At 71.1% G+C, this 11,987-nt stretch carries 10 protein-coding genes; 4 read left to right on the top strand and 6 right to left on the bottom strand.

Annotated features, from left to right (window positions below; translation table 11 throughout):
• The first annotated feature begins 27 nt into the window (after window positions 1–27).
• Both FVP33_RS18360 and FVP33_RS18355 read left to right on the top strand, forming a co-directional pair.
• Window positions 28–1,050 carry a mechanosensitive ion channel family protein gene (locus tag FVP33_RS18360; protein ID WP_425460959.1) on the top strand — a complete coding sequence of 341 codons (1,023 nt, stop codon included), beginning with the start codon at window positions 28–30 and terminating at the stop codon, window positions 1,048–1,050.
• Entirely contained in the window at window positions 1,047–1,502 is a 456-nt protein-coding gene (locus FVP33_RS18355) for a globin (protein WP_147785149.1), read from the top strand. The genes FVP33_RS18360 and FVP33_RS18355 overlap by 4 nt, the downstream gene beginning before the upstream one ends.
• 4 nt (window positions 1,503–1,506) lie before the next feature.
• Here FVP33_RS18355 and FVP33_RS18350 read toward each other — a convergent pair whose 3' ends face one another.
• The 6 genes from FVP33_RS18350 to hutH are packed head-to-tail and all read right to left on the bottom strand — an operon-like array spanning window position 1,507 to window position 8,892.
• Entirely contained in the window at window positions 1,507–2,520 is a 1,014-nt protein-coding gene (locus FVP33_RS18350; RefSeq protein WP_222706794.1) for an agmatine deiminase family protein, read from the bottom strand.
• Between the two features lie 8 nt (window positions 2,521–2,528).
• A complete protein-coding gene (locus FVP33_RS18345; protein WP_425460958.1) occupies window positions 2,529–3,536 on the bottom strand; it encodes a nitrilase-related carbon-nitrogen hydrolase in 1,008 nt (335 codons plus the stop codon).
• A gap of 53 nt (window positions 3,537–3,589) precedes the next feature.
• Window positions 3,590–4,732, bottom strand: coding sequence for an imidazolonepropionase (gene hutI, locus FVP33_RS18340; RefSeq protein ID WP_187270811.1), 1,143 nt, complete (start codon window positions 4,730–4,732; stop codon window positions 3,590–3,592).
• 5 nt (window positions 4,733–4,737) lie between these two features.
• A complete protein-coding gene (locus FVP33_RS18335) occupies window positions 4,738–5,655 on the bottom strand; it encodes an arginase family protein (RefSeq protein WP_147785146.1) in 918 nt (305 codons plus the stop codon).
• 10 nt (window positions 5,656–5,665) lie between these two features.
• Entirely contained in the window at window positions 5,666–7,327 is a 1,662-nt protein-coding gene (gene hutU, locus FVP33_RS18330; protein WP_147785145.1) for a urocanate hydratase, read from the bottom strand.
• The gene (gene hutH / locus FVP33_RS18325) at window positions 7,324–8,892 is read right to left on the bottom strand and encodes a histidine ammonia-lyase (RefSeq protein WP_147785144.1); all 1,569 of its coding nucleotides are present in this window, start codon (window positions 8,890–8,892) and stop codon (window positions 7,324–7,326) included. The genes hutU and hutH overlap by 4 nt, the downstream gene beginning before the upstream one ends.
• An 83-nt stretch (window positions 8,893–8,975) precedes the next feature.
• Here hutH and FVP33_RS18320 point away from each other — a divergent pair, with 83 nt between their 5' ends.
• Both FVP33_RS18320 and FVP33_RS18315 read left to right on the top strand, forming a co-directional pair.
• Entirely contained in the window at window positions 8,976–9,743 is a 768-nt protein-coding gene (locus tag FVP33_RS18320; protein ID WP_147785143.1) for an IclR family transcriptional regulator, read from the top strand.
• A 554-nt stretch (window positions 9,744–10,297) separates the two neighbouring features.
• Complete coding sequence (locus FVP33_RS18315; RefSeq protein WP_147785142.1) at window positions 10,298–11,947, top strand: FAD-binding dehydrogenase; 1,650 nt, start codon at window positions 10,298–10,300, stop codon at window positions 11,945–11,947.
• Window positions 11,948–11,987 lie beyond the last annotated feature (40 nt).

Here is an 11,987-nt window from a genome sequence, read left to right as displayed (position 1 = left end):
ACAACCGGCGCCGGTAAACTCGGTGCAATGATGACTGCGGTGACGACAGACGGCTGGACCGCATTCTGGGCGACCATGCACGACATCTACCAGATGACCTTCGTTAAGGTGATCGTGATCATCGTGGTCGCCATCGCGGTGCGCCTGATCTCGCGAGTCGTGATCGACCGGGTGGTCAACCGGATCGTCAACGGGGTGAAGAAGCGCCAGAACGCGCAGGACACCCAGGCCCTGATGACCTCGCCGATGAGCGCCGTGCGCATCGTGCAGCGCACCCGCACGCTCGGCAGCGTGCTCAACAACATCGTCGCCGTGGTGCTCGTCGTCGTCGCCACCCTGTCCGTGATCACGGCGATCAGCCCCTCGATCCTCGGCTCCTTCGCGATCATCACGGCGGCAATCGGCGCCGGCCTCGGTTTCGGCGCCCAGAACATCGTCAAGGACGTGCTCAACGGCCTGTTCATGGTCGCGGAGGACCAGCTCGGCGTCGGGGATGTCGTGGACCTCGGTCCGGCGACCGGCGTGGTGGAGACGGTCGGCATCCGGATCACCCAGATCCGCGACGTGAACGGCACCGTCTGGTTCGTGCGCAACGGCGAGATCATCCGGGTCGGCAACATGTCCCAGGGCTGGTCGCGGGTGATCATCGATCTCGCGGTGCCCTACGACGCCGACGTCGCCGCGGTGCAGGAGCGGATGCTGTCGATCGCCCTGCAGCTGGCCGCGGACATCAAGTGGCGCAGTCGCATCCTGGAGAAGCCGGAGATCTGGGGCATCGAGTCCATCTCGGCGGAGGCCATCGTGATCCGGCTCGTGGTCAAGACCCGGCCCGGAACGAAGGACGACGTGGCCCGCGAGTTGCGCTCCCGGCTCAAGTCCGGGCTGGACGAGATGGGCATCCGGCTCCCCGCCCTCAACAGCATCGTCTTGAGCGGATTCGAGGGAGCGGAGAGCATCCGCGGTGCCCGGCCGCCGCGCACGGCGCCGAATCCGATCGCGTCCACCGCCGACGCGAAGCCGCCGAGAGCACCGAGAAAGTCACGACAATGACCGAGAACGCAGAGATCCCCGGCGGCCAGAAGAGCCCCATCATCCTTCGAGTGACGGAGCACGGCGAGGCGGCCACCGGCAGCTTCTACGAGAAGGTGGGCGGACGCGCCACCTTCGAACGGCTCGTGCGCCACTTCTACGAGGGCGTGCGCACCGATCCGGTGCTCTGGCCGATGTATCCAGAGCAGGACCTCGAGGGCGCCATCCAGCGTCTGACCGGCTTCCTCGAGCAGTACTGGGGCGGTCCGGGAACGTACTCCGAGCAGCGCGGGCATCCGCGGCTGCGGATGAGACACGCGCCGTTCAAGGTCAACCAGCAGGCGCGCGACCACTGGCTCTCGCACATGCGCACCGCGGTCGACAGCCTCGGGCTCTCGCCCCTCGACGACGCGACCCTCTGGGGCTACCTGGATCGCGCCGCCCAGGCGATGGTCAACACCTTCGAGGAGTAGCCGGTCACACGGCGGGCTGCTGCTGGGTGATGCAGTGGATGCCGCCGCCGCGGGCGAACAGGGGCCTCGCGTCGACGGCGGTGACGGTGCGCCCGGGGTACGCGTCCCGCAGGATCGCGAGGGCGTCCGCGTCGCGCGGGTCGTCGAAGGCGCAGGCGATGACCCCGTCGTTGACGAGCACGTGGTTGACGTAGCTGTAGTCGACGAAGCCCTCCTCGTCGCGCAGCACTTCTGGCGCCGGCAGGTCGACGATCTCGAACAACCGGCCAGCGGCATCCCGCGCCTCGGACAGCGCGGCTCGCAACTCCGCCGAGACCGCGAAATCCGGATGCGCCTGGTCTCGCTGGTCGTGCAGGAGCAGCCGGCCGGGAGAGGCGATCGTCGCGACGATGTCGACGTGCCCGCGCGTGCCGAAGGTGCTCGAGTCTCGGGTGAGGCCGCGCGGCAGCCAGATCGTGGTCGTGGTGCCGAGGGTGCGGGCCAGTTCCGCCTCGACGGCCTTCCGGGTGATTCCCGGGTTGCGACCGGGGTCTCGCTGCACCGTCTCGGTCACGAGCACGGTGCCCGCACCGTCCACGTGGATGCCGCCGCCCTCGTTGACGAGAGGGGAGTCGATCCGCTCGGCCCCTGCCCAGTCGGCGACGGCGGGCCCGAGGGTGCTGTCGTGCTGCCAGCTCGCCCACTCCTGGCCGCCCCAGCCGTTGAAGGTCCAGGTGACCGCACCGAGCGAGCCGGGCACCTCGTCGTCGACGACGAAGGTGGGTCCGCTGTCCCTGATCCACGCGTCGTCGATCTCGCGCACGAAGACCTCGATGGAGCCGTCGAGGTAGCGGGCGACGAGGTCCACGTCCCGCGGGTGCACGACCACGCTCACCGGTTCGAACCCGGCCGCGGCGTTCGCGACCGCCGCCCAGGTGCGGCGGGCCTCCTCCGCCTCCTCCGCCGTGTCGCCGAGGGTGTAGCCGCCGGTGGGCCAGGCGAGCCAGAGGCGTTCCTGCCTCGCGCCCTCCGCCGGCATCCGCCAGCTCACTCCGTCACGACCGGCCAGGTGAGGGAGCCGTAGGTGTCCGGCCGCCTCGTGGCGAGGAACGGGAAGAGGTCGAGCCAGTCGGCGCGCTGAGCGAGGTCGAGGTCGGCCACGAGTACACACGGTTCGTCCCGGGGGGCCTGCACGAGGATGCGGCCGTATGGGTCGCTCACGAAGGACGAACCATAGAAGGTGTTGCCCCGGCTGCCGTCCGGCCGCGTCTCGGTGCCGGTGCGGTTCGGCACCACCATGAACAGGCCGTTCGCGATGCCGTTCCCCACGATCACCTGCTGCCAGAGCGGTCGGGTGTCGAACTCCGGATGGTCGGGTTCCGACCCGATCGCGGTCGGGTAGGCAACGATGTTGGCCCCGCCGAGCGAGTACGCGCGCGCCACCTCCGGAAACCACTCGTCCCAGCAGGTGGGGAGACCGAGCCGGGCAGCGCCGAGCCCGTCGAGCGCGTAGACCGGATAGGGGTCCCCGGCGGCGAGCCCGGGAGCGGCGGCGACCGGCGCGGCGGACCCCGGCCGGAAGTAGCGGTTCTCGTAGTACCCGGCCGTCACGGGGATGTGCAGCTTGTCGGTGGCCGCCACGAGTCTGCCCCGCGGGTCGACGATGATCGCCGTGTTGAGGCCGAGTCCGTCGCCCTCGTCCGCGGCGCGGTAGAGCGAGGCGTGCACGAAGACACCGGCCCGCACCGCGGCCCGGCTGGCGAAGGCGAGCGTCGGCCCGGCGAGAAGGTCCTCGGCGAGCTCGCTGGCGTCGCCCACGGGAAGGGTGTCGGCCGGGTAGCGGCTGAGGGTGATCTCGGGCAGGAAGACGATTCGTGCTCCGGCGGCCGCCGCCGTGTCGACCGCATCGTCGAGCCACTCGGTGAGCGCCTCGGCATCGGAGCTCCACGCGTGCTGGACGACCGCAATCCGCAGCGGAGGCTCCTTCGGCTCGGTGATCCGGGCGGGAGACGGGAGGAGTCCGGCGGTCTGGATCAGTCGGATTGTCGGGGACACTGAGCTCCTTCGCGGTGCGTTCCGTCGGTCACGGTGACTCCATCTTGGCCGATTCAGCCGGTGATCACACGATGCACGAGCGGCACGCCTGGCCGGTAGGCCAGGTGCACGTAACTGGGCGCGTCGAGCAGAACGAGGTCGGCGCGCTTGCCGACCGCAATCACCCCGACGTCGTCGCGCCACAGGGACCGCGCGCCGCCCGCCGTCGCCGCCCAGAGTGCCTCCGCCGGGCTCATCCGCAGATCGCGCACCGCCACCGCGATGCAGAACGGCATCGACGAGGTGAAGCTCGAGCCGGGGTTGCAGTCGGTGGCGATCGCGACGGTGACCCCCGCGTCGATGAGGCGACGGGCGTCCGGATACGGCTGGCGGGTCGAGAATTCGACGCCCGGCAGCAGGGTGGCCACCGTGTCTCCCGCGGCCAGGGCGTCGACATCCGCATCAGCCAGAAACGTGCAGTGGTCGACGCTCGCCGCGCCGAGCTCGACGGCGAGCCGCACTCCGCCGGAGACGCCGAGCTGGCCGGCATGCATGCGGGCCCCGAGCCCCACGGCCTGTCCGGCCCGCAGGATGGCACGGGCCTGGTCTTCGTCGAAGGCCCCGGTCTCGCAGAACACGTCGATCCAGCGCGCGTGCGGGGCGCAGGCGGCGAGCATCTCCCCGGTGACGAGCTCGACGTAACCGGCCGGGTCGTCCGTGAACTCCGGGGGCACGACGTGCGCGCCGAGGTAGGTCGTCTCGGCGGTGAGGCGACGGGCGATGGCGACAGACCGCTCCTCGTCCGCCACGCTGAGGCCGTAGCCGCTCTTGATCTCCACCGTGGTGGTGCCCTGGGCTCGCATCTCGGCTACCAGCCGCCCGGCGTTCGCCAGCAGGTCGGCGTCCGTCGCGGCGCGGGTGGCGGCGACGGTTCGGCGTATTCCGCCGGCGGCATACGCCTGCCCGGTCATCCGGTGCTCGAACTCGTCCGCCCTGTCCCCCGCGAAGACGAGGTGGCTGTGGCTGTCCACGAAGCCGGGGATGACGCACCGCCCGTCGGCGTCGATGCGCTCGTCCGCGGCGGGCGCGTCGACCGCGTCGCCGACCCAGGCGACGAGCCCGTGCTCGATCACCACGGCGGCCGCTGACCGCTCGGCGGTGAGCGATCCGTGCAGCGCATCGTTGGTGACGAGCAGGGCGATGTTGTCGACGAGCATGCTGGTCACCGGCGTGCCTCCAGTCCCGCGGCGGCCTCGAGCACGCAGAGGGCCACGAGCCGAACGGTGCGGCCGTCCGCCGAGTCCGCCGTCGAATCGACCTCGGCGAAATCGATCGACTCCACCGACGGATGCCCTCCGGCCGCCCGGACCGCGACCCTCAGCTCCCACGCCGCGATGCCGCCGGGTACGGAGGCGGGGCACGCGGGCGCCACGGCACGGTCGCACACGTCCACATCGACGTCGACGTGCACCGGACCGCCCGCCGAAGCCGCGATCTCGAGCGCCTCGGCCATCACCTCCGCCATCGGCCGCCGGTGCAGTTCGTCCCGATGGATCACGGTGATGCCGTAGTCGGCGGCCCGGGCCGAGTACTCCGCGGAGTTGGCGAAGTCGGCGATGCCCACCTGCACGACGCGTCGGCCGGCCAGCCCGGCCTCGACCAGCCGGCGAACCGGCGAACCGTTGCTCACGCCGTCACGCAGGTCGTGGTGGGCGTCGAGGGTCACGAGGCCCGCCGAGCCGATCCGGTCACCCCAGGTTCCGAGGGCCGCCGGCACCGTCGCCGCGTTGTCCCCGCCGAGGGCCACGAGCAGGCGGGTGCGGGCCGCCGCGGTTGCCATCGCGGAGATCGCACCTGCCTCGTCCGCATCCGGATCTTCGATGTCGCCCCAGTCGGCGAATGTCGTCGTCAGGCGGGCGCCAGACCGCACGCCGCGGTCCGGGGAGAGGAACTCGCTGTAGTACCGCAGCGCCGCGCGCACCGCGGAGGGGGTGGCCGCCGCCCCGGTGGAGGAGAGGGAGGTGCGCCAGGTGGGGATGCCGATCAGCCCGAGGTCGATCGCGCCGCCGGCGACTTCCGGGCCGGTCGCCGCCGGCCAGTCGCCCGAGCGCGCCCAGAGCGCGTCCCGCGAGAGCGTCATCAGCGCGTGCTCATGACTGCTCGTTCATGGGGATGCGCACGTCGAGCCGGTCGGCGGTCTCGATCGCCTCGTCGTAGCCGGCGTCCACGTGCCGGATCACGCCCATCGCCGGGTCGTTGCTGAGCACCCGGGCGAGCTTCTCGGCGGCCAGCGCCGTGCCGTCGGCGACCGTCACCTGGCCCGCGTGGATCGAGCGGCCGATGCCCACCCCGCCGCCGTGGTGGATGGAGACCCAGGTGGCGCCGGACGACGTGTTGACGAGCGCGTTGAGCAGCGGCCAGTCGGCGATCGCGTCCGAGCCGTCCTTCATCGCCTCGGTCTCCCGGTACGGCGAAGCGACCGACCCGGAGTCGAGGTGGTCGCGCCCGATCACCACGGGGGCGCTCAGCTCGCCGGAGGCGACCATCTCGTTGAACTTGAGGCCGGCCCGGTCGCGTTCGCCGAGGCCGAGCCAGCAAATGCGCGCGGGCAGGCCCTGGAAGTGCACGCGTTCCTGGGCGAGGCGGATCCAGCGGGAGAGCGACTCATTGCCGGGGAACATCTCGAGCACTGCTCGGTCGGTGGCGTAGATGTCCTTCGGATCGCCGCTCAGCGCCGCCCAGCGGAACGGCCCCTTGCCCTGGGAGAACAGGGGTCGGATGTAGGCGGGCACGAACCCGGGGAACGCGAACGCGTCGGCGTAGCCGGCGGTCCTGGCCTCGGTACGGATGTTGTTCCCGTAGTCGAAGACCTCGGAGCCGGCCCGCAGGAAGCCGACCATGGCCTCCACCTGCACCGCCATGGACGCCCGCGAGCGCTCGATGAAGCCGACCGGGTCCGACTCCCGGGCGGGGATCCAGTCCTCGAAGGCGATGCCCAGGGGGAGGTAGGCGAGCGGGTCGTGGGCGCTGGTCTGGTCGGTGACGATGTCGATCTGCACGCCCTGGGCGAGCATCCGCGGGAACACGTCGGCGGCGTTGCCGAGCAGGCCGATGCTCAGGGCCTTCTTCGCGTCCCTCGCCGAGTACGCGAGCTCCACGGCGTGCTCGAGCGAGGTGGCCTCGACATCGAGGTAGCCGTGCTCGATCCGGCGGGCGATGCGGCTCGGGTCGACGTCCACGCAGATCGCGACGCCGTCGTTCATGGTCACGGCGAGCGGCTGCGCGCCTCCCATGCCGCCGAGGCCCCCGGTGAGGGTGATCGTGCCGGCGAGGCTGCCGCCGAAGGACTTCGCGGCTACCGCCGAGAAGGTCTCGTAGGTGCCCTGCAGGATGCCCTGGGTGCCGATGTAGATCCACGACCCGGCGGTCATCTGCCCGTACATGGTGAGGCCGAGCTGCTCCAGCCGGCGGAACTCGTCCCAGTTGGCCCAGTCCCCCACGAGGTTGGAGTTGGCGATCAGCACGCGGGGCGCCCACTCGTGCGTGCGCATCACCCCCACCGGCTTGCCGGACTGCACGAGCATCGTCTCGTCGTTCTTCAGGGTGGTGAGGGTGCGCACGAGCGCGTCGAAGCTGTTCCAGTCGCGGGCGGCCTTGCCCGTGCCGCCGTAGACGACGAGCTTGTCCGGATGCTCGGCGACCTCCGGGTCGAGGTTGTTCTGCAGCATCCGCAGGGCGGCCTCCTGCGGCCAGCCGAGCGTGTTCAGGGTGCTGCCGCGGTGGGCGCGCACCGGGCGGGGTCCGCTGGTCATACGAGTTCTCCTCCTGCTTCGGATACGACGGATGCCGCGGCCGCGAGCAGCGACCCGTCGAGCACCATGGAGTGGGCGGCCGCGATGTCCGGCGCCAGGTAGCGGTCGGTGCCCGGTCCGGGCACCGCGCTGCGCAGCCGGCGCAGCACCGCCGACGACACCGGGGACGGCGCGACCGGGGCGCGCAGGTCCATCGCCCGGGCCGCGGTGAGCAGCTCGATCGCAATCACCCGGCCGACGCCGTCGATCGACTTGCGCAGCTTGCGGGCCGCGCTCCAGCCCATCGACACGTGGTCTTCCTGCATGGCCGACGACGGGATCGAGTCGACGCTCGCGGGAGCGGCGAGCCGCTTGAGCTCGCTCACGATGCCGGCCTGGGTGTACTGGGCGATCATGTGCCCGGAGTCCACGCCCGGGTCGTCGGCGAGGAAAGCGTTGAGGCCGTGGTTGCGCGAGACGTCGAGGAAGCGGTCGGTGCGGCGCTCGCTCATGCTCGCGAGGTCGGCGGTGACGATCGCGAGGAAGTCGAGGACGTATCCGATCGGCGCCCCGTGGAAGTTGCCGTTCGACTCGACCCGGCCATCCGGTGTCACGACGGGGTTGTCGATCGCCGACGCGAGTTCGCGGTTCGCGACGGTGGCGGCGTGCTCGATCGTGTCGCGCACGGCCCCGTGTACCTGGGGGGCGCAGCGCAGCGAGTACGCGTCCTGCACCCGGGTGAACCCCTGCGGTTTCGAGATCATGGGCGAGCCGGCGAGCACGGCGCGCATGTTGGCGGCCGAGTCGCGCTGGCCGGGATGCGGACGCAGCGCCTGCAGGTCGGCCGCGAACACCGCGTCGGTGCCGGTGAGCCCCTCGACGCTCATGGCGGCGGCGAGGTCGGCGGTGGTGACCAGAGCGCGCAGGTCGGTGATCGCCAGCACGAGCATCCCGAGCATGCCGTCCGTGCCGTTGATCAGCGCGAGGCCCTCCTTCTCGCGCAGCACGAGGGGTTCGATTCCCGCCGCCTGCAGGGCGGCGGCCGCCGGAACGAGGTCGCCGCGGGAGTTCCGCACCTCGCCCTCGCCGAGCATCGCGAGCGCGCAGTGGGCGAGCGGGGCGAGGTCGCCCGAGCAGCCGAGGCTGCCGTATTCGGCTACCCAGGGAGTGATGCCGGCGTTGAGGGCCGCGGCGTAGGTCTCGGCGACGACCGGACGCACGCCGGTTCGACCGGTGGCGAGGGTCGACAGGCGCAGCAGCACGAGGGCGCGCACCACCTCCCGTTCGACCTCGGGGCCGGACCCGGCGGCGTGGCTGCGGATGAGGGACCGCTGCAGCTGGCCGCGCAGCTCCACCGGGATCTGCTTGTCGGCGAGCGCGCCGAAGCCCGTGGAGACGCCGTAGTGCGGCCGGGTGTCCGAGGCGAGCGCCTCGATCACGGCGCGGCTCTCGGCCATCGCCGCGAGGGCATCCTCGCCCAGGCGCACGGGCGCGCCGTCGCGGGCCACCGCCACGACCTCCGAGAAGGTCAGGCCGCCCACGCCGAGGGTCACGATGTCGTGGCTGATCGTGCTCGCTGTGTCCATGCACTCATTAGAGCCGCACCGGTGCCGCGCCCGCGCCTCTTTTCGGGATATTCTGTCTGGGATACCAGACATTGGAGGCGCCCATGAGCGAGGTCCCGGCCGCTCGCCACACGCTTCGCATCATCCGGTATCTCGCCGGGCACAGCGGGCCGGTGCGCGCCTCGACGGTGAGCCGCGACCTCGGCCTCCCCCGCTCCACCGTGTACCACCTGCTCACGGTGATGCGCGACGAGGGATTCCTGCTGCACTCCCCGGAGGACCAGGCCTACCTGCTGAGCCCGCTCGTCGCCGACATCGGCTCGTCGGTGCTGCGCACGAGTTCGCTCGGGCAGCTCGCCAGGCCCATCCTCGAGCGGCTGGTCGCCGAGACCGGCCTGCCGATCGTCGCCCACCTCGGGGTGCTGCAGCATGCGGATGTCGTCTACGCCTCGAAGGTCTCGGCCGCGCGCGCGCCGGCCGTCGTCACGAGCATCGGGGTGCGGCTGCCCGCCCACCTCACTGCCACCGGTCGCGCGATGCTCGCGAGCATCCCGACCGCCCAGTTACGGGCCAGCTATCCGCGTGGGCAGACCCTCGCGGTGCGTGCCGGCCCGGGTCCCACCACGAGCGAGCAGCTCGACGGGATCCTGCTCGCGACACGGGAGCGCGGCTGGGCGGTGGAGGACGGTGACATCACGCTCGAATATGGTTCGGTCGCGGCGCCCGTCTTCGACCACAACCACTACCCCACCGCGGCCATCGGGCTCACCTTCCGCGGCTCCGCCTTCGACGACCGGCAGTGGAAGCGACTCGGGCTCGCCACCCGCAACGCGGCGGAGGCCCTCAGCCAGCGCATCCACGGCAAGAGCTGAGCCGCTGCTCCCGCTCCCGCTCCCGCTCCCGCTCCCGCTCCCGCCGACACGCGTTTCTCCGGAGGTTCGGGCCGTACAGGTGCCATTTCGGCCCAGAATGGGCACTCCGCACCCATTTCTCCGGAGAAACGGAAGTTGCCCGGCGCGCTCGACGCGTAACGCGCCACTCCCGCTCCAGCTCCCGCTCCCGCCGACACGCGTTTCTCCGGAGGTTCGGGCCGTACAGGTGCCATTTCGGCCCAGAATGGGCACTCCGCACCCATTTCTCCGGAGAAACGGAAGTTGCCCGGCGCGCTCGACGCGTAACGCCATCCTGCCGACGCTCCCCGCCGATACGCGTTTCTCCGGAGGTTCGGGCCGTGCGGGTGCCTTTTCGGCCCGGTAGGCGCCTTCCCGCACGAATCCTCCGGAGAAACGTGTGTGTGTGCGTGCGGGCGTGCAGCGCACCGGGGCGTTTGGCCGAATCGGGCACCAATTCGCCCCGGAGCGAGCATTTATCCGGAATCATGAACAGGAGGGCCGGATGAGCGCGGCCAGGACGAAGGAGTCGCACCATGTCCGAACAGCCCGATGTGATCATTGTCGGCGGCGGCCTGGCGGGCCTCGTGGCCGCCGCGGAGCTCGTGGACGCGGGCCGGCGCGTGACGATTCTCGAGCAGGAGCCCGAGGCGAGCTTCGGCGGCCAGGCGTGGTGGTCGTTCGGCGGGCTGTTCCTCATCGACTCGGCGGAGCAGCGACTCATGGGCGTCAAGGACAGCCTCGAACTCGCCCGTCAGGACTGGTTCGCCTCGGCCGGATTCGACCGAGAGGACGACGGCTGGCCGCGCAAGTGGGCCGAGGCCTACCTCGACTTCGCCGCCGGCGAGAAACGCGCGTGGCTCCACGCCCGGGGAGTGAAGTTCTTCCCCATCGTCGGCTGGGCCGAGCGCGGCGGCTACACGGCGCTCGGGCACGGCAACTCCGTGCCTCGCTTCCACATCACCTGGGGCACCGGCCCCGGCATCCTCGCCCCGTTCGTCCAGCGCGTGCGCGCCGGCGTCGAGCAGGGACTGGTGACACTCGCCTTCCGGCACCGGGTCGACGAGCTCATCGTGGAGGGCGGGGCGGTAGTGGGGGCCCGGGGCGCGGTGCTGGCACCGGATGCTGCGGAGCGAGGTGCCGCGAGCAACCGCATCATCTCCGGAGACTTCGAGCTGCGTGCCGGTGCCGTGATCGTCACGAGCGGCGGAATCGGCGGCAACCACGACCTTGTGCGCGCGCAGTGGCCCGAGCGGATGGGCACACCTCCGGAGAAACTGTTGTCGGGGGTGCCGGCCCACGTCGACGGACGGATGCTCGGCATCACCGAGCGCGCCGGGGCGCACCTCATCAACGGCGACCGCATGTGGCACTACGTGGAGGGCATCGAGAACTACGCGCCCGTGTGGGCGAGGCACGGCATCCGCATCCTTCCCGGTCCGTCGTCGATCTGGCTCGACGCGACAGGCTCACGGCTGCCCGTGCCGCTCTTCCCCGGCTTCGATACGCTCGGCACCCTCGAGCACATCGTCGCGACCGGCCACGACCACAGCTGGTTCGTGCTCACCCAGAAGATCATCGAGAAGGAGTTCGCGCTGTCCGGCAGCGAGCAGAATCCCGACCTCACCAACAGGGACTACCGCCTTCTGGCCAAACGAATCGGGCCCGGGGCGCCGGGGCCGGTGGAGGCCTTCAAGGAGCGCGGCGCGGACTTCGTGGTCGCCGACACCCTGGACGACCTGCTGGACGGCATGCAGCGCCTCACCCCCGAGGTGGCGATCGACGCAGAACGCGTGCGGCGCGAGATCGAGGCGCGCGATCGGGAACTCGCCAACCCGTTCGCGAAGGATGCGCAGATCAACGCCATCCGCCAGGCCAGAAAGTACCGCGGCGATAGGCTCATCCGGGTGGCGAGTCCGCACCGCATCCTCGATCCGAAGGCGGGTCCGCTCATCGCGGTGAAGCTCCACATCCTCACCCGCAAGAGCCTCGGCGGCATCGAGACCGACCTGATGGGCCGCGCCCTCGGTGCCGATGGCAATCCGGTGCCCGGGCTCTATGCGGCCGGCGAGGCGAGCGGCTTCGGCGGCGGCGGGATGCACGGCTACCGTTCGCTGGAGGGGACCTTCCTCGGCGGCTGCCTGTTCTCCGGCCGGGTCGCCGGACGCGCCGCCGCCCGCGCCTGACCGCTGATTGTTCCCGATTGTCGTTGCCGGGCCCGCTCGC

Origin of the sequence: Lacisediminihabitans profunda, assembly GCF_008040105.1 — a bacterium.
In the GTDB taxonomy this organism is placed as follows: Bacteria; Actinomycetota; Actinomycetes; order Actinomycetales; family Microbacteriaceae; genus Lacisediminihabitans; species Lacisediminihabitans profunda.
This window is presented reverse-complemented; position numbering and strand designations above follow the sequence as displayed.